The organism is Streptomyces sp. DH10 (assembly GCF_029813805.1).
Taxonomy (GTDB): domain Bacteria; phylum Actinomycetota; class Actinomycetes; order Streptomycetales; family Streptomycetaceae; genus Streptomyces; species Streptomyces coeruleofuscus.
The window spans coordinates 508,355-526,580 of record NZ_JARVKU010000003.1 but is presented as its reverse complement, the minus strand read 5'-3'; the positions used below and the strand labels follow the sequence as shown (position 1 = coordinate 526,580).

General features: G+C 71.5%; 13 protein-coding genes and 1 pseudogene. 6 read left to right on the top strand and 8 right to left on the bottom strand.

Features of this window, described 5'->3' with window-relative positions; all coding sequences use genetic code 11:
• Nucleotides 1–149 precede the first annotated feature (149 nt).
• From QC385_RS09330 to QC385_RS09320, 3 genes are all read right to left on the bottom strand, one after another.
• Nucleotides 150–1,196, bottom strand: coding sequence for a BMP family lipoprotein (locus tag QC385_RS09330; protein WP_279540762.1), 1,047 nt, complete (start codon nucleotides 1,194–1,196; stop codon nucleotides 150–152).
• 306 nt (nucleotides 1,197–1,502) lie between these two features.
• Nucleotides 1,503–2,546: a BMP family lipoprotein gene (locus QC385_RS09325; RefSeq protein ID WP_279540761.1), complete on the bottom strand. Its 1,044-nt coding sequence runs from the start codon at nucleotides 2,544–2,546 to the stop codon at nucleotides 1,503–1,505.
• Between the two features lie 1,086 nt (nucleotides 2,547–3,632).
• Nucleotides 3,633–4,865 carry a M20 family metallopeptidase gene (locus tag QC385_RS09320; RefSeq protein WP_279540814.1) on the bottom strand — a complete coding sequence of 411 codons (1,233 nt, stop codon included), beginning with the start codon at nucleotides 4,863–4,865 and terminating at the stop codon, nucleotides 3,633–3,635.
• A gap of 300 nt (nucleotides 4,866–5,165) precedes the next feature.
• On the opposite strand from QC385_RS09320, the gene QC385_RS09315 reads away from it, so the two are divergent.
• On the top strand, nucleotides 5,166–5,846 hold the full coding sequence (locus tag QC385_RS09315) for a class I SAM-dependent DNA methyltransferase (RefSeq protein ID WP_279540760.1): 681 nt from the start codon (nucleotides 5,166–5,168) through the stop codon (nucleotides 5,844–5,846).
• Nucleotides 5,847–6,540: 694 nt separating this feature from the next.
• Here the strand turns inward: QC385_RS09315 and QC385_RS09310 are convergent.
• The 4 genes and pseudogenes from QC385_RS09310 to QC385_RS09295 form a co-directional block, all read right to left on the bottom strand.
• Nucleotides 6,541–7,599: pseudogene (locus QC385_RS09310) on the bottom strand (hypothetical protein); the annotation flags it as partial.
• A gap of 44 nt (nucleotides 7,600–7,643) precedes the next feature.
• Nucleotides 7,644–8,582, bottom strand: a complete 939-nt coding sequence (locus QC385_RS09305; RefSeq protein ID WP_086848716.1) for an N-acetylneuraminate synthase family protein — start codon at nucleotides 8,580–8,582, stop codon at nucleotides 7,644–7,646.
• A 13-nt stretch (nucleotides 8,583–8,595) separates the two neighbouring features.
• Entirely contained in the window at nucleotides 8,596–9,861 is a 1,266-nt protein-coding gene (locus QC385_RS09300; protein ID WP_279540759.1) for an N-acylneuraminate cytidylyltransferase, read from the bottom strand.
• 44 nt (nucleotides 9,862–9,905) lie between these two features.
• Complete coding sequence (locus QC385_RS09295; protein ID WP_279540758.1) at nucleotides 9,906–11,252, bottom strand: DUF6716 putative glycosyltransferase; 1,347 nt, start codon at nucleotides 11,250–11,252, stop codon at nucleotides 9,906–9,908.
• A gap of 198 nt (nucleotides 11,253–11,450) precedes the next feature.
• On the opposite strand from QC385_RS09295, the gene QC385_RS09290 reads away from it, so the two are divergent.
• The 4 genes from QC385_RS09290 (at nucleotide 11,451) to QC385_RS09275 (ending at nucleotide 16,094) form a co-directional block, all read left to right on the top strand.
• Nucleotides 11,451–12,437, top strand: coding sequence for a glycosyltransferase family 2 protein (locus QC385_RS09290; RefSeq protein WP_059419255.1), 987 nt, complete (start codon nucleotides 11,451–11,453; stop codon nucleotides 12,435–12,437).
• The gene (locus tag QC385_RS09285; protein WP_279540757.1) at nucleotides 12,437–13,768 is read left to right on the top strand and encodes an alpha-2,8-polysialyltransferase family protein; all 1,332 of its coding nucleotides are present in this window, start codon (nucleotides 12,437–12,439) and stop codon (nucleotides 13,766–13,768) included. Before QC385_RS09290 ends, QC385_RS09285 begins: the two co-directional genes overlap by 1 nt.
• A 181-nt stretch (nucleotides 13,769–13,949) precedes the next feature.
• The gene (locus tag QC385_RS09280) at nucleotides 13,950–15,104 is read left to right on the top strand and encodes an acyltransferase family protein (RefSeq protein ID WP_443032863.1); all 1,155 of its coding nucleotides are present in this window, start codon (nucleotides 13,950–13,952) and stop codon (nucleotides 15,102–15,104) included.
• A 63-nt stretch (nucleotides 15,105–15,167) separates the two neighbouring features.
• Nucleotides 15,168–16,094, top strand: a complete 927-nt coding sequence (locus QC385_RS09275) for a class I SAM-dependent methyltransferase (protein WP_279540756.1) — start codon at nucleotides 15,168–15,170, stop codon at nucleotides 16,092–16,094.
• A 9-nt stretch (nucleotides 16,095–16,103) separates the two neighbouring features.
• Here the strand turns inward: QC385_RS09275 and QC385_RS09270 are convergent, their stop codons facing one another.
• Nucleotides 16,104–16,754, bottom strand: coding sequence for a TetR/AcrR family transcriptional regulator C-terminal domain-containing protein (locus QC385_RS09270; protein WP_279540755.1), 651 nt, complete (start codon nucleotides 16,752–16,754; stop codon nucleotides 16,104–16,106).
• A 74-nt stretch (nucleotides 16,755–16,828) separates the two neighbouring features.
• Here QC385_RS09270 and QC385_RS09265 point away from each other — a divergent pair, with 74 nt between their 5' ends.
• Nucleotides 16,829–18,226, top strand: a complete 1,398-nt coding sequence (locus tag QC385_RS09265; protein ID WP_279540754.1) for an FAD-dependent oxidoreductase — start codon at nucleotides 16,829–16,831, stop codon at nucleotides 18,224–18,226.

The window sequence follows — 18,226 nt, the reverse complement described above, 5'->3', positions numbered from 1 at the left end:
GGACGGGGGTCGTCTACGCGCGTAGCGCCCCTACGGCATACAAAGGGGCCGACGCACCGCGACAACGGGGTACGAGGAGCAGCCTCCCCGTACCCCGTCGAGCGGACGTAACCCCGGGGGTTACCGCCTGCTTGCGAGGCAGTCGGTCGTCAGCTGCTCTTGACCTTGATCTCGCCGCTGATGATCTTCTCCTTGGCCGTCTTGATGGCTTCCTGAAGCTCGGCGTCGTCCGCGAACTTCGGGTTGGAGTCCGACAGGCCCACCTCGCCGGTCTTCAGATCGCCACGAACGATACCGGTCTCGGGCTTGCCGTCCTCGACCGACTTCGCCAGGTTGTACACCGCCTTGGCGACGTCCTTCATCGCCGAGGTGAGGATGAAGTCCTTGTACTTGGCGAGGGCCGCCTGCTTGTACTGGTCGGAGTCCACACCGATGGCCCACACCTTCTTGGCGGCGGCGGCCTCGATGACGCCCTGACCGGACAGACCGGCGGCCGCGTAGACGACGTCGGCCTTCTTCTCGATCTGGCCCTCAGCGGCCGTCTTGCCCTTGTCGGGGCTGGAGAAACCGCCCTCTTCGGCCGTCTGGGTGAGGTACTGCGAGAGGACCTTCACCTTCGGGTTCGTGTCCTTGACGCCCTGCGCGAAGCCGGCCTGGAACTTGTGGATCAGCGGGATGTCCACACCGCCGACGAAGCCGACGACGTTCGACTTGGTGCTCTTGGCGGCGGCGACACCGGCCAGGTACGAGGCCTGCTCCTCGCTGAAGACGAGGTCGGCGACGTTCTTGGTGTTGATCGTGGCGTCGTCGACGATGCCGAAGGTGGTCTTCGGGAACTTCTCCGCGGCGGCCTTCACGGCGGAGGCATACGCGTAGCCGACACCGATGACGGGGTCGTAGCCCTGCTTCGCCAGCGAGGCCAGGCGCTGCTCCTTGTCGGCGTCCGTCTCGCCCTCGGTGGGCTCCACGTCGGCCGTCTCGTAGCCGAACTCCTTCTGCGCCCGCTCCAGACCCGCGTACGCGGCGTCGTTGAAGGACTGGTCACCCTTGCCGCCGACGTCGTACGCGATGGCGAGGCCCTTGTCCCCCTTCGAGTCCGACGACCCGGAGGTCGAGGTGCTGCCGCAGGCGGAGAGGGCGAGGGCCAGGGAGGCGGTCGCTGCGCCTGCGACCGTGATCCGGGAAATCCGGCGCATGTGTGGGTGCTCCTGTCGTACTACCGGGGCCGCATAGCGCCGGTACGGTTCAGCTTCGGCGCTGGCTTCGCCGCAGATTAACGCGCGTAGACCTGCCTGAAAACCCCTTCTGTCCACCTTGTTATGCGCCCGTGGCCAAGCCATCACCCGGGCACGGCCGGGGCGTTGCCGACTGCGAACGGAGGGTGGCGCTGGGTGATCCGGCCCCCGGTTCCCGGCCCCTGATTCCCGGCTTCCGCGGGAACGACGGAGCGGGCGGGCACCCAGGGTGCCCGCCCGCTCCGGTTGTCGCAGACCGCTGACGTACTACTCGGTCTTGACCTTGATGGAGCCGTCGTTGATGCCTTCCTTGGCCTTGTCCACGGCCGCCTTGAGATCCGGGATCTTGGCGTACTCGGGGTTCGACTCGGACAGGCCCACGCCGTCGACCTTCAGGTCGAAGGTCTGAGTGCCGGTCAGGGGCTTGTCGTCCTGGACGGACTTGGCCAGCGCGTAGACCGCGCCGCCGACGTCCTTGAGCGCGGACGTCAGGATGTAGTTCTTGTACGGAGCGAGAGCGGCGTGCTTGTACTGGTCGGAGTCGACACCGATCGCCCAGACCTTCGCCTTGGCGGCGGCCTCGATCACGCCCTGGCCGGACAGGCCGGCGGCGGCGTAGAGCACGTCGGCCTTCTTCTCGATCTGCCCCTCGGCGGCGGCCTTGCCCTTGTCGGGGCTGGAGAAACCGCCCTCCTCGGCCGTCTGGGTGAGGTACTGCGACTGGACCTTCACCCCGGGCTTGGTGTCCTCGACACCCTGCTTGTAGCCGGCCTCGAACTTGTGGATCAGCGGGATGTCCACACCGCCCACGAAACCGACGATGTCGCTCTTCGTGGCCTTGGCGGCGGCGACACCGGCGAGGTACGAGGCCTGCTCCTCGGCGAAGACGAGGGAGGCGACGTTCTTGCCCTCGACCACGGAGTCCACGATGCCGAAGGTGGTGTCCGGGTACTTTGCGGCCGCGGCCTTCATCGCCGGGCCGTAGACGAACCCGACGCCGATGACCGGGTTGTAGCCCTGCCTGGCCAGCGAGACGAGGCGCTGCTCCTTGTCGGCGCTCGTCTCGCCCTCGGTGGGCTCGATGTCGGCCGTCTGGTAGCCGAACTCGTCCTTGGCCTTCGTCAGGCCCGCGTAGGCGGCGTCGTTGAAGGACTGGTCACCCTTGCCGCCGATGTCGTACGCGATGGCGACGCCGCGGTCCTTAGTGTCGCTGTCGCCGCTGTCACTGCTGGTGCCGCCACACGCCGTGGCGACGAGCCCGAGCGACGCGACCCCCACCGCGACGCGGGTCAGTTTGGAAATCCGACGCATCTTGAAGTTCCCCATTCTCCAAAGCCCCGCAGCGGGTGCTCGGTTCGGCGCACATTAACGCGCGTAGACACTCCTGGGAACGGTTCGCTGCGGGGCCGTTATCCATTCGTGCCGATGGCCGGTTACGCCCTTGTGAACCACGAGAGCGAACGGGGTCGAAAGGTGTACTCGGGGACACGGCGCGTGCCTGCTCGTCACGCGCACAAGGGTGCCCCCGGGCTGCCCGGGGCGCAACCGGAGGCTCGGCCGGGCACGACCCGGCCGCGGGGGCGGCGGGCGGGAGCGCCGCCAACGCGGGCGGGAGCGCCTCCAACGCGGCCGGGGCCGGGGACGGACAGCGGGCGGGAGCGCCGCCGGGCGGGGACGGGCCGGGGACGGACACCGGCGGGAGCGCTGCCGGGCGGGGACAGGCAGCGGGCGGGCGTGGGCGAGCGTCGGTCGGGGCTCGGCTGGGGCTCGGCTGGGCAGGGAGCTGGCAGCGGGCCGGCGGGGGCGGGCTTCGGTCGGAGCTCGGCTGGGCAGCAAGCCGACAGCCGGTCGGCGGGAGCGAGCGCCGGCCGGAACTCGGCTGGGCAGCAAGCCGACAGCCGGTCGGCGGGAGCGAGCGCCGGCCGGAACTCGGCTGGGCAGCAAGCCGACAGCCGGTCGGCGGGAGCGAGCGCCGGCCGGAGCCCGGCTGGGCGGGGGCGGGAGAGCGGCGGGCACCGGGCGGAGGTCCGCCGGACGGAGACGACGCCGGACGCAGCTCCGTCAGGCAAACCGCCGGCAGCGGGCAGAGGCCCGCCAGGCCGAGACGACGCCGAACACGGCTCCGTCAGGCAAGCCGCCGGCAGCGGGCAGAGGTCCGCCAAACCGAGACGGCACCGAACGCGGCTCGGTCAGGCGGCGGGCGGAAGCTCCGTCAAGCGCGACGATGCCCAGGGCCGCCCACACCGGCGGACCCGCACCGAAGCTGCGGACTCACCCGGCACTCTCGTGCCGCATGAGTCCGCGGGCCCGCACCCACCCGGCAAGACAAGAGCCCCAGGCGGTCGGGACAAGGGCGGATGCGTCGCCGGAGTCCCGCAGCGAGCCGGCGGCCAGCCGTCAGCGCAGGCCGTTGACCAGGGCCGCGGCGGTGAAGAGTTCCACGCCTACCTTGATCGCGGACTCGTCCACGTCGAAGTCGCCCTGGTGGAGGTCGCGCACCTGGCGTTCGCCGGGGGTGCGCACGCCCAGGCGGGCCATGGCGCCGGGGACGTGCTCGAGGTACCAGGAGAAGTCCTCGCCGCCGAGGCTCTGCTCCGTGCCGACGACCGAGTCGACGCCGCGGCGGGCGATCATGGCGTCGCGCAGCAGCTCGGTCACGCCGGGCTCGTTGACGACGGGCGGGACGCCGCGGACGTAGTTGATCTCCGACTTGGCGCGGTGCAGGTTGGCGATCTCGTCGATCGCGGCGACCACGACGTCGGGAGCCTGCCGCCACGCCTCGATGTCGAGGCATCGCACGGTGCCGGAGAGCTCGGCGTGCTGCGGGATGACGTTGGGCGCGTGCCCGGACTCGACGCGACCCCAGGTGATGGCGAGCCCGCTCCGGCTGTCGAAGCGCCGGCCGACCAGGGCGGGTACGTCCGTGACGACGCGGGCGGCGGCGGTGACCAGGTCGGTCGTGAGGTGGGGGCGTGCCGTGTGCCCGCCCGGGCCGTTCAGGGCGATCTCCAGCCGGTCGCAGGCGGAGGTGATGGGCCCCTCCCGGAGTCCGACCTGCCCCGCGTCCACGCGGGGGTCGCAGTGCACGGCGATGATCGCGCCGACCCCTTCCAGCGCCCCGCACTTGATGACGTCGGCGGCACCGCCGGGCAGGACCTCCTCGGCGGGCTGGAAGATCAGCCGGACGGGGCGGGGCAGCAGACCCCGCTTGTGCAGTTCGGCGAGGACGAGACCGGCACCGAGGACGACGGTGGTGTGCACGTCGTGGCCGCAGGCATGCGCGCGGTCGGGCACGGTCGAGCGGTACGGGCACTCGCTCTTCATGTCGGGGATGGGCAGGCCATCGATGTCGGCCCGCATGGCGAGCATGCTGGGGCCGCCGTCCCACTGTTCGCCCTCTACGCCGATGTCACAGACGAGTCCTGTCCCGACGGCGAGTACGCGCGGCTTGAGGCCGGCCTTCTCCAGCCGCTCCTTGATCGCGGCTGTCGTGCGGAACTCCTGGTTGCCCAGCTCCGGGTGCATGTGCAGGTCGCGTCGGAACGCGATGAGCTCGGCGCGCAGAGCGTCGGGCAGCGCGCCGGGAAGCACGGCTCCCGCGGGAAGATCGACCTCGGACTCCAATGACATCAATTGCTTCACCCTCTGAAGGGTAGGGCGCCAGGACGGTCGTCCGACCCTCGATCAACAAATTTTCAACCCGTTCGGGGAAGAAAATATGACCGCCGAACGCATAGCTATCAACTGAGATGGGTAAACTCGCACGCCTTTAGGGCCGAGCCGGTCACCACAACCCACGGAGTGTGACATCGGCCACACCTGACTCATGGCGCCGGTATCCATCCATCCTCCTCCACGGATACCACGCCCTGCGCGGGGAACACGGCCTTGTTCGTCTGGTGGACGCACGGCCCCGATAGTGTGCGCCCCGTGCGCGCCGACAGCCCCGAATTCGTCCAGTCCACCCAGGCCTCGTACGACGCCATCGCCGAGGACTACGCCGCCGGGTTCCCGGACAGTCTCGCCGGGAGGCCGCTGGAGCGAGCCCTCCTGACGGCCTTCGTCGACCTGGTACGTGCCCCCGGAGCGCCGGTGCAGCCCCCGGTCGCCGACATCGGCAGCGGTCCCGGGTACGTGGCGGCCCGGCTGCACGAGTCGGGACTGCCCGTGTTCGGGGTGGACGTCTCACCCCGCATGGTGGCCCTGGCCCGCAGGGCGCATCCGGGGCTGCGGTTCCACGTCGGTTCCATGACGGCCCTGGACCTGCCGGACGAGACGCTCGGCGGCATCGTCGCGCTGTACTCGATCATCCACGTGCCCGACGACCATCTGCCCTCGGTCTTCGCCGGGTTCCACCGCGTCCTGGTGCCGGGTGCGCCCGTGCTGCTCGGGTTCCAGTCCGGCACGGAGGACGGCCGGGCCCACCTCACCGAGCGCTTCGGGCAGGAGATCTCCCTCGACTACTACTGGCGCACCCCGGAGACCGTCGGGGCGCACCTCACGAAGGCCGGCCTGGAGCTCCACTCACGAGTGCTGCGGGAGCCCGAGGGCGAGGAGCAGCGCCCCCGGGCGTTCCTGCTGGCCCGCAAGCCGGCGTCCGCCGGAGCGTGAGCACCGGCGGGGGTCTGTAGCCGACTTTGGGTGCGTGGTGCGCCGTGTCGGTGCCCGGTGCGCCGTGTCGGTGCGTGAGCCCGCCCTGGTGTGTGCGGGAGCCCGCCGCCGGCAGTGCATGATCGCCCCTGCCAGTGTGCGAGCCCTCCTCGGAGCGCGCTGAGGCCGCCGGCGCCTGCCGGAACCCGTGGTGGCCGGAACAGGGATCGCGCCTGCCGACGCCTGCGCCGCCGCACGCCTTCGGCCCATCGCCGCCCGGCCTGTCCGGCCTGTCCGGCCGCCAGGCCCACGGGGTCTGCCTGAACCGCCTCGCCGCCTGGCCGTCCGCCTGACTCGGCTGGCCCAGCCGTGCCCGAGGCCCTCAGCCGGCAGCGACAGCGCCCGCCGGGCCGGCCATACCGGCCGAGCCTGCCGCGCCGGACGGGGCGACCATGTCCGCCGAACCCGGCGTCCCGGCCGGGCCGGCCGTACCCGCCGAGCCTGCCGTCCCGGCCGGGCCCGTCATGCCCGTGCCCGTGAGACTCCCCGGGCCGGTCGCGTCCGCCGGACCAGTCGGACCCTCGGAAGCCTCCGAGCCCCTCCGTCCCCCCGGCCCGACGGGACCCGCCGGGCCGGTCGCACCCGCAGGGCCAGTCGCCCGGGCCGAACCAGTCGAGCCAGTCGAACCAGCCGCACCTTCCGGATCCCCCGCCCCCGCCCCCGTCGTGGACAACCGCTGCACATCCCGCGCCGCCCCCGTCACCCCCGACAGGAAGCCCTGGGCGCGAGGGGAGGCGTGGTCGGTCAGCCAGGCCGGGTCGATGTCGCAGACCGCGACGCGGACCTCGGTGCCGGAGAGGGCGAGGGGGAGGGTGTGGACGACCGTGGAGGGGAAGCTGAGGATCGTCCGGCCGATGGGGCCGCGGCGGGCGATCAGTTCGAGCGGGAGTTCGGGGCGGACGATCTCCAGGCCCGTCTCGACCGCGAGCCGGCGGAGCTTGTCCGTGCTCTCGCGGCGGTGGGCGAAGTAGCGGGTGGCGCCGTGGGCCCTGGCCAGGGCGCGGACGGCCTCCAGGTAGCGGTCGTCGTCGACCACGCCCGTCTCCACCAGGGACGTGCCGACCATGTCGGCGCCCTTGGTGATGCGGGGCGGGCCGAAACGGCTCCGGGTCCAGGCGAAGTCGTTGGCGCTGACGGTGACGCCCGCCGGGGTCTCCTCCATCGGCATGGAGGAGAAGATCTCGACGTTGCGGTCGCCGCCCGGGGTCAGGCGGCGGCGGGCCGAGGCCGACACCGGCGCGAAGATCAGGTCCCGCGGGCCGGGGCGGCCGCCCTTGCGGTGCCAGCGCACCAGCCGTTCGCCCCGGGCCAGCTGGCCGACGAACTCCATGGTCGCCGTGCCGTCGTCGACGACGACCAGGTCGCGGACCCGGGTGATCGTCAGCAGCAGCTGGACGTAGCGGGAGAAGGGGTCCCCCAGCACCACCCGGCGCGCCCTGCGGAGCAGGCCGGCCAGGCCGCCGATGGTCTGGAAGGGCGCCAAGGGGCCGCCGCGCGCCTCCTCCCAGCGGACCTCGTGCCCCTCGTCGCGGGCCAGGTCGGACATCCGCCGCAGCTGGCCGCGCGTCATCGGGTCGACGGGCGACAGCACCACGAGGGTGAGCCCCACGCCGGGCGCATGCGCGTGCGCCCACTCCAGCACGTTCAGCAGCTGTACCGGACTCTCGACGAACGCGAGAGTGTGGGGGCCGGCATTCCCGGCGCGGGGGCTCATCGACGTACGACCGTCCCGTCGTAAGGGGGTGGTGGGGGTGTGGGTCAGACGCCGACCGGCTCGCCCGCGGCGTCGGCGATCTCCGCCTCGGCGACCACACCGGCGACGCGGCGCAGCTTCTTCATCGGGGCCAGCTCGGACTCGTAGACCTTCTTGACGCCGTCGCCGAGGGAGGCCTCGATGGTGCGGATGTCGCGGACGAGGCGGGTGAGGCCCTGCGGCTCCACGGAGGCGGCCTGGTCCGAGCCCCACATGGCGCGGTCGAGGGTGATGTGACGCTCGACGAAGGTGGCGCCCAGGGCGACCGCGGCCAGCGTGGTCTGGAGGCCGGTCTCGTGGCCGGAGTAGCCGATCGGGACGTTCGGGAACTCCTTCTCCAGCGTGTTGATCACACGGAGGTTGAGCTCCTCGGCCTTCGCCGGGTAGGTCGACGTGGCGTGGCACATCAGGATGTTGTCGGAGCCGAGGACCTCGACCGCGTGGCGGATCTGCTTCGGCGTCGACATGCCGGTGGAGAGGATCACCGCGCGGCCCGTGCCACGCAGGGCGCGCAGCAGCTCGTCGTCCGTGAGGGAGGCGGAGGCGACCTTGTGGGCGGGGACGTCGAACTTCTCCAGGAAGGCGACGGCCTCGGTGTCCCACGGGGAGGCGAACCAGTCGATGTTCTTCGACTTGCAGTAGTCGTCGATCGCGCGGTACTCGTCCTCGCCGAACTCCACGCGGTGGCGGTAGTCGATGTAGGTCATCCGGCCCCAGGGGGTGTCGCGCTCGATGTCCCACTGGTCGCGCGGGGTGCAGATCTCGGGGGTGCGCTTCTGGAACTTGACCGCGTCGCAGCCGGCCTCGGCGGCGGCGTCGATCAGCTTGAAGGCGTTCTCGAGCTCGCCGTTGTGGTTGATGCCGATCTCACCGCAGACGTAGACCGGACGGCCCGGGCCGACCTCGCGCGAACCGAAGCGGCGGATACGGGAGTTGGTGCTCATGGCAGAGATGTCCTTACTTGGTGAGGGAATCGAGAGAGGGGCCGAGGATCCAGCTGGCGATCTCTCGGATCGCGCCGTCGCCACCGGGGACGGTGGTGACCGCGCGTGCGGCGCCGCGCACGACGTCGTGGGCGCTCGCGACCGCCACGGGCCAGCCCACGAGGGCGAAGCACGGGAGGTCATTGACGTCGTTGCCGACGTAGAGCACGCGCTCCGGCGCGATGCCCTGCTCCTCGCACCACTGCTTCAGCGCGAGGTCCTTGCGGTCGATGCCGTGCAGCACCGGGAGCTTGAGCTTCCGGGCCCGGGCGGCGACCACAGGGTTCTGTTCCGTGGACAGGATCAGCATCTTCAGGCCCGAGTTGCGCAGGGCCCCGATGCCGAGGCCGTCTCCGCGGTGCACGGAGACGAACTCCCGCCCATCGGCGTCGATCAGCACCCTGTCGTCGGTCTGGGTGCCGTCGAAGTCGAGGACGACCGCGTCGATGTCGTCGGCGGTCGGGAGCGCGCCGGGCCGGTCCGCGTCGAAGAGCGGAGCGAGGGCCCGGGCGCGGGCGAGGTCGTGCGGGTCGTCGACCTCCAGCACGCGCGCGGCGTCGGTGCGGACCAGTTCGGTCCGGCCGAAGAAGCGGTGCTGGTGCTTGCGGAAGCCGGCCGCCTCCATCGCGTAGGCGGCGCCGGTCTCCAGCAGGTCCTGGGGGCGGTCCTGGCGGCGGGGGCGGAAGGACTTGTCGTGGTTGACGCCGTAGCCGCCGCCCGTGGCCGCGTCGGCCTCCGCGACGGTGCCGGCGGCGACCTCGTCCTCGGCGTCGCGCCAGACGAAGCCGTGGAACGGGGCCACGGTGAGGGCCGTGTCGGCGCCGTTCTCGACGATGGCGGCGGCGACGCCGTCCACGTCCTCGCGGGTGATGAACGGGCTGGTGCACTGCACCAGCAGTACGACGTCCACCACCGAGCCGTGCAGGGCCTCGTGCGCGTCCATGGCGTGCAGGACGGCGGCCTCGGAGGTGGCCGTGTCGCCGGCGATGGCGGCGGGCCGCAGGACGACCTCGGCGCCGGCCTGACGGGCGGCGGCCGCGATGGCCTGGTCGTCGGTGGAGACCACGACGTCCGTGACGAGCCGGGCGGCGCGGCACTCGCGCACCGCCCGCGCCACCAGCGGGACACCGCCGACGGGGAGGAGGTTCTTCGCGGGGACGCCCTTGGAGCCGCCGCGCGCGGGGATCACCGCGAGCACGCGGCGCACCGAGGCGCCTCGGCCCGCTTCCGGGTGGGACATGGGGTGTACTCCTTGGGCTCCTTGGGCGGAGGGCTCGGGGCGGCTCACAGCTCCCCCATCCGCCGGATGACGGGCGCCACGCGCTGCACGCCGTGCCGGTAGGCGCCGCGCGCCGCCCGGCGCACGATCTGCCGGACCGGTCCGGGCTCCCGGTCGGCGGCCGGCGCGCCGGGCAGCGGGGTGCCGTCCGGGCCGAGGTGGTGGCGGGCGAGGATCCCGGGCAGATAGCCGGGCGCGGTGACGGGTGTGTAGTACGGGGCCAGCGGCGGCAGGCCGCCGGGCCGGTCGAGCAGCTTGGCGATGCGTTCGCGGGCCGCGTCGAAGGCTGACTCGTAGGAGCCGTCGGCCACGACGCCCTGCCGGGCGACCCACTCCTCGTCGGGCGCCGGCCGGTGCCCGGCGTCGAGCTGGTCCCAGGAGGCGAGGCAGCCGGAGCCCACGAAGTGGTGGTTGCCGAGGGCCTCGCGCACGCCCAGGTCGGTCAGCACGACGGTCGGGATGCGGCGGTGCAGCGACTCCAGGGCGGCCGTGGAGCTGACCGTCACGAGCAGGTCGGTGCGGTCGAGGACCTCGCCCATGTTCCCGTAGACCAGGCGGAAGTTGGCGGGCGGATCGAGGCGCTGCACCAGCTTCTGGTACGGCAACTCCTCGATGTGGGTGGTGTGTTCGCCCGGCCGGGACCGCAGCTTCAGCAGCACCTCGCGCTCGGGGTGCCTGCGGGCGTGCTGCACCAGCCGGTTCAGCAGGTACGTACGGTCCTTGCGGCTCTCCGGCACGGAGGGCTGGGCGGCGAAGACGACCGTGTATGGGTCGCGCTCACCTTCGTACGGCGCACCGCCGAGGAACGGCAGGGCCACCTCGGTCACCGACGAGGCGTCGGCGCCCACCCCTTCGTAGACGGCCCGGAAACGGTCCGCGTCCTGCCGGGAGTTGGCGAGGACCAGGTCCGCGCCGTGCCGCAGCAGCAGGCCGTCGGCGAGCTTCTCGTAGACGACACCGACGTAGCCGGTGACGACGACGGGCCGTGAGGTCCGGTTCTGCCAGACGCGCGCCAGGCCGTGCAGCATCGCCTGCACACCGCCGCCCACGAGGGCGAGGACGAGGACGTCGTAGGACTCCTCGGCCATGGTGCGCAGGAACTCGACGGCGGTGACCTCCCGCAGCGAGTCGGCGCGCACGCCCACTTCCTCCAGCTGGCGCGGCGTGGGCGTGGCCCGGCCGCGCAGCAGGAATCCGTCGAGGGCGGGGCCCACTTGCGCGGCCTCGCGCGGTGCGGTTTCCATGGACTGTCCCGGGGCGATGCGGTGCGCGGTGAGCGCACCCCATTTCCAGCGGGTGTCGGAGTCCGCGAGGACGGCGATTCGCGGGCGGTTCGGTGTACTTGCTGGCACGTTGAAGACGCTAGGAAGCAATTCCTAGGTATGGCGGAACCACGACTCAACGAAAAGTTAACAACACCCCACCGGAAGCCGAACTGGCCCGTGGCGAACCGGGAAGTACACGGGGTGCACCGTTCTGACACATTGAGTTCACCCAGTGTATGTGCACCGGAAAGTTGCCGAGCCGGACGGCCTCCTAACGTTTTGCGGGTGCCTAAGCTTTCCGTGATCGTGCCGTTCTACAACGTGCAGCAATACGCCCCGGACACCCTCAGAAGCCTTCGGTTGAACGCCGACCGTGATTTCGAGTTCATCCTGGTCGACGACCATTCGAAGGACGAAACGCCGGCCATTCTCGAACGGGCGGCCGAGGACCTTTCGGATGTCGCGCAGGTGCGTTACATCCGACACGAGAAGAACGGGGGGCTCGCCACCGCCCGCAACACCGGCCTGGACGCCGCGCAGGGCGAGTACCTGACGTTCCTTGACGGCGACGACTGGCTGGCCCCCGGCTATCTCGCCGAACTGGTGTCCGCCCTGGACGAGTTGGGCTGCGACTTCATCCGCACCGACCATGTGCAGGCCACCGCGCGCGCCCGTTCCGTCTCCCGGGTGCCGGTCGGCCGGCGCTGGGAGGCGTTCGACCCGCGGGAGGCGATCCTCCCCTCCCACCGCTCGACCTCGGTGGACTACGCCTACGCCTGGGCCGGCGCCTACCACCGCCGCCTCCTCGACAGGGGCGTGCTCCACTTCACCGACGGGCTGCGCACGGCCGAGGACCGGCCGTGGATCTGGAAGCTGCACCGCGAGGCGGAGTCGTTCGCCGTGGTGAGCCTGCTGGGCGTGTTCTACCGGCGCGGGGTGGCCTCGTCCCTGACCCAGATCGGCGATGTCCGCCAGCTCGACTTCATCCGCGCCTTCGACCAGGTGATCGAGGAGACGGCCGCCGACCGTGAGGCCGACCGGCTGCTGCCGAAGGCCGTACGGACGTACTGCGCGATCATCGCGCACCACCTTTCCAACGAAGACAGGTTCGAACCGGCCGTGGCGAGGCAGCTGCGGTCGATGAGCGCGGCGGCCATCAAGCGCATGCCGCAGGACGCGCTCGGTGACGCACTGGAGGCCATGGACATGGACCGCTCGTCCAAGCTGCGGCGGCTGCGGCGCAGGGTCACGCCGGCGGGAGCGGCCGCCTGATGCCCGGGACCACACAGATCTTCTGCGCCTCGACGCTGTACGGCGTCGCCACCCTGGCCGCCGCGATCGACTCCGACCTCTTCGAGGAGCCGGACCGCCGGGTGCTGCTGGTCTTCAACAACTCCGCGAACCCGGAGACCACCCCGGCCCTCGACGAGATGCCGGGCTTCGCGCCGCTGCGCGAGCACTTCGACGACGTGCTGTCCTGGAACGAGGCCATCCGCCCGTTCCACCCCGGGGCGTGGACGCCGCGCTCCGACGACATCCCGCTGTTCGAGCGCTATCTGCGGATGCTGTGGGGTCTCGGCGACGACCGGGTGAGCCTGGTGCTGGAGTCCATCCAGGTCGCGCCCGCGCTCACGGTGGCGCAGTTGTTCACCGACGCCCCCATCGACGTCTACGCCGACGGGCTGATGAGCTACGGTCCCACGCGCAACAAGCTCGACCCGCTGGTCGGCACGCGCGTGCGGCGGCTGCTGCACCTCGACCTGGTGCCGGGGCTCACTCCGATGCTGCTGACCGAGTTCGAGGTCCCGGCGCGCCTGGTGCCGTCGCCCGCGTTCCTCAAGGTGCTGGGCGAGGTCACGGAGACCGTGCCCGAGCTGCCCGACCTGCCCGGCGACGCGGCGCTGCTGCTCGGCCAGTACCTGTCGGCGCTCAACATCCTCTCCCCGGAGGAGGAAGAGGACCTGCACGTGCGGATGATGCGGGGCGCGGTCGCCCGCGGCCACCGCACGGTCGTCTTCAAGCCGCACCCGACCGCACCGGCCCGCTACAGCCGCGCCTTGGAGACCGAGGCCGAGAAGCTGGGCGTGGACCTCACCGTGCTGGACACGCCCGTGCTCGCCGAGGTGCTGTTCGACCGGACCCGGCCCGCGCTCGTCATCGGCTGCTTCTCCACGGCGCTGTTCACGGCCTCGGTGTTCTACGAGCTGCCGGTCGCGCGCATCGGCACCGAGCTGCTGCTGGAGCGGCTGACGCCGTACCAGAACAGCAACCGGATCCCCACCACCCTGGCGGACGCGCTGCTGCCCGACCTGGACGGCGGCGAGGACGGCGACCTGCTGCCGGCGGAGCTGCTGTCCGACCTGGTGACCGCGGTCGGGTTCACCATGCAGCCGCAGATCTATCCGGACCTGCGCCCGCGGGCGGAGCGGTTCCTGTCCCGGCATCTCGGTCCGCGCACCCGGCGTTACTTCAAGAAGCGCCGTCTCACCTCGCTCGGGCTGCCCGGCGGTATTCCGCAGCGGCTGGCGTTCCTGCCCCGCAATTCCACGGCACGCAGGGTGGTCCGGCGGGCGCGGGCGCTGCGCAAGGCGGTGCGCCGCTGAGGCGGGTCCCGTCCGGCGGCCGGGCTCGGCGACATCCAGATGAACCCATGGGGACCGGCAGGCGAAGGCTGACTCCGTCGAACGTTTTAGCGTCAACCTCCGCCCTAGGGTGACATCGGCGCCCTGCCCGCCCCTGGCGGCTCAGGTGAAGGACATACGAGCTACTACAGAGGTTTTCAGCGTGACCGAGACGGTCGTCAGCACCCCCAAGCCCCGGCCCGAAGTCACCGTGCTGGTCGAACCAACGGGCGCCGCGACCGCCCCACCGCGCCGGAAGGACTCCGGCGGCCGGCTGCGCGCCCTGGACGGGCTGCGGCTGGTGGCCGCGCTGATGGTGGCGGCGTACCACTACGGCGGGCGCGACGGTGAGGTCTCCGAGGCCTGGGGCAGCTCGCCCAAGGAGCAGTTCCCGACGCTGCACGAGTACTTCGCCTACGGCTGCCTCGGCGTCCAGGTCTTCTTCGTGATCAGCGGGTTCGTGATCTGCATGAGCGGCTGGGGCCGGCCGCTGAAGTCGTTCTTCGCATCCCGCGCCTCCCGGCTGCTGCCCGCCTACTGGGTGGCGGTCGTGCTCGTGACGGCGGTGTTCGCGCTGCCCATGGTGGCCTACAAGGCGGTCTCGCCGAGCGACGTGCTGGTGAACCTGACCATGCTTCAGATGCCGCTGGGCGTGGACCGGGTGCTCGGGGTGTGCTGGACGCTGTGGGCGGAGGTCCGCTTCTACGCCCTGTTCGCGCTGTGCGTCGTGCTCCCCGGGGCGAACCGCCGCCGGGTGATCATGTTCTGCGCCGGCTGGACGCTGGCGACGGTGATCGCGCAGAACGCGAACATGCCGCTGCTCGACATCGTCGTGATGCCGGAGTACGCCCCGTTCTTCATCGGCGGTGTCGGCCTCTACCTCGTCCACCTCGACCGGCGGGACGCCTACGGGTGGGGCATCGTCGCGGTGAGCTGGCTGATCGGTCAGCACTTCGCGGTGCAGAGCCTGTGGCACGCGCCCGACGCGGGCGGCTTCTCGTACCGCTCCTCGGTCGGCATCATGCTCGTCGTCACCTTCGGCTTCGTCGCGGTCGCGGCGATCGCCCTGGGCTGGCTGCGCTGGGCCAACTGGCGCTGGCTGACGGTGGCGGGGGCGCTGACCTATCCGTTCTACCTCGTCCACGAGCATCTCGGCTGGGTGGTGATCCACGCCCTGCACCGCGGCCTGGGTCTGCCGTCCGCGGCGACATTCTCGCTGACGGTGGCCTCAATGCTGCTGCTGGCGTGGTTGCTGAACCAGTATGTGGAGAAGCCGCTGACACCACGACTGAGGGCCCTGCTGGCCAAGGCCCGCTGAGCTGTTCACGGGACGTTCAACCAGCCGTCGGTTTCGGCACCGCTCAGGGAGAAGGCTCGTCTCATGACCAACGCACAAGTGACCGACACGTACCCCGGCGAACTCGCCGACGTCCCGGGCTGGTTCCCGCCGCTGGACCAGATGCTGTTCACCTGGTTCCTGGAGCGGCAGCAGAAGCAGGGGATGCGCGGAGACCTGCTGGAACTCGGCGTCTACATGGGCAAGAGCGCGATCCTCCTCGGCCACCACCTCCAGGACGGCGAGCAGTTCACCGTCTGCGACCTGTTCGAGGGCGACGCCCCGGACGAGGCCAACAAGGCGGAGTCCACGAAGTCGTACGCCTCGCTCACCCAGCAGGCCTTCGAGCGGAACTACCTGTCCTTCCACGACACGCTGCCGACGGTGATCGCGGCCCCCAGCTCGGTGGTGTCCGAGAAGGTGGCCCCGGACACCTGCCGCTTCGTCCACGTCGACGCCTCGCACCTGTACGAGCACGTGTACGGCGACATCGGCGCCGCCCACGACATCCTGATGCCCGAGGGCATCGTGGTCCTCGACGACTTCCGTTCCGAGCACACGCCGGGTGTCTCGGTCGCCGCCTGGGAGGCCGTCCTCAACCGCGGCCTGAACCCGGTCTGCCTCAGCACGCAGAAGCTGTACGGCACCTGGGGCGACCCGGAGCCGGTCCAGGAGGAGCTGCTCGACATGCTGCGGCAGCGCACGGACGTCGGGCTGAGCGTGCAGGAGGCGGCCGGGCACCGGCTGATCCGCACCCGGTCCAGGGGCATGAAGCCGCCGGCTTTCCCGCCCTCCCGGCACTACGTGGCACCGGTGCCGGCGCCGCCCGGCGCCCCGGTGGCGCCTGTCGCCGAGTCCCGCGCGGCACGCCCGGCCCGGCCCGCCCCCTCCCGGGCCCGCCGGCTCGCCAAGGACCTGCTGCCCCCCGTGGTCACCCGGGCCGTACGGCGGGCACGCGCGAAGCGGTCCTGACCCGGGGTGTCATGAGACCCCGTACCGCACCCCGATCCCCTCGATCACGAGGGCGAGTCCCTCCTCGAAGTGCCCGTCGTAGTCCTCGAAGATCTCCGCGCCCGCCTGGGCCGACAAGGGAAAGTCGGCCAACAGGCGGGCGCGTTCGTCCATGTCGTAGCCCTCGCGCCGCTCGCCCGGCAGCGGCTGGACGCCCTGTTCCTCGGTGACGAAGCCCAGCGTGTACAGATACGCCGTGGTGAGCGCCCGGACCGCCTGGGCGAGAGTGAAGCCGGCCGCCGTCAGCAGGCGCAGGTTGTCCTCCATCTGCCCGGCGTGCTCGATGCCGGTGAAGCGTGAACCGCTGAACACCTTGGCGCCGTCCCGGTAGCCCAGCAGGGCGGCACGCAGCCCCCGGTTGGCCTTCAGCAGCCGTTCCCGCCAGGTGTCGGCGGGGTCGAGCGGGGCCCCGGCGACCATCCGGCGGTACATCTGCGTCGCCATCTCGTCGAGCAGCGCCTGCTTGTCCTTGAAGTGCCAGTAGAGGGCGGGCGCCTTCACGTCCAGTTCCCGGGCGATGGCGCGCAGGGTCAGGCCGTCGAGGCCCACCTCGTTCAGCAGCCGCAGCGCGGTGTCCGCGACCCGTCGGCGGTCCAGGGGCTCGCGTCGTTCGGTACTCACGCTTGACAACTTAACACCGTTAAGGCAACCCTCGGGCAGGGCAGCACTTAACAACGTTAAGGAGAGGGTGTCTCATGGACACGGACGTACTGGTGGTGGGGGCGGGCCCGACCGGTCTGGCACTCGGCATCGATCTCGCCCGGCGCGGGGTGGCCGCGGTGGTGGTCGAGCGGGCCGGGGCGCTGTTCCCCGGTTCGCGCGGCAAGGGCATCCAGCCGCGCACGATGGAGGTCTTCGACGACCTGGGCGTACTCGACGCGATCCACGCGGCGGGCGGCCCCTACCCGGTGGGGATGATCTGGCAGGACGGCAGGCGGGCGGGCGAGCACCGGATGTTCGACCCGGCCGAGGCGAGCGAGGACTCGCCCTACACCGGGCCGTGGATGGTGCCGCAATGGCGCACGCAGCAGATCCTGCGGGCACGGCTCGAGGAGCTGGGAGGGAAGGTGGCCTTCGGCCGGGAGGTCGTCGGGCTGACGCAGGACGCGGACGGGGTCCGCGCCGAGTTCGCCTCCGGGGAGGCCGTCACCGCCCGGTACGCCGTCGCGGCGGACGGCGGCCGCTCGACGGTGCGCCGGCTGCTCGGCATCGGCATGACGGGCGAGACCGTCGACCCGCACCCGACGCTGGTGGCGGACGTGCGGATCAACGGCCTGGACCGGGACAACTGGCACATCTTCCCGCCGCTCGGGGACGGCGACGGCTTCCTCGTGATCTGCCCGCTGCCGGGCACGGAGGATTTCCAGCTGATGGCGCAGTTCCCGGACGGGACGGCACCGGACGCCTCCCCGGAGGGCATACGGAAGGTCGTCGCCGCCCGCTCGCACCTCGCGCCGGAGGCCGTGACCGAGGTGCGCTGGGCCTCGGACTTCCGCCCCCGGGCGGCCCTGGCGGACCGCTTCCGCTCCGGGCGGGTCTTCCTCGCCGGCGACGCGGCGCACGTGCACTCCCCGGCCGGCGGCCAGGGCCTCAACACCAGCGTCCAGGACGCCTACAACCTGGGATGGAAGCTGGGCGCGGTGCTGACGGGCGGTGCGCCGGCGTCGCTCCTCGGCACCTACGAGGAGGAACGGCGGCCGATCGCCTCGGACATGCTCGGCCTGTCGACGAGCGTCCACCGCGGACAGACGCGGCGCGGCGCGGCGACCCGCCAACTGGGGCTGGGATACCGGGAGTCGTCACTCACGCAAGAGACGCGTACCGCCCCGGGCGGCCTCCGGGCCGGCGACCGCGCACCGGACGGCGAGCTGGACGGCGTACGGCTCTTCGACGCCTTCCGGGGACCGCACTGGACGCTGGTGGCGGTGGGCACGGAGGCGCCGGAGCTGCCGGAGCCGGTGCACGGGGTCGGCGGGGCGGAGCAGGAGTGGTACGGAAAGGGCCTGTTCCTGGTGCGGCCGGACGGCTACGTGGGCTGGGCGGGCGAAACGGGCGACGGACTGCGGCAGTACCTGGGGCGCGCCGGACTCTAG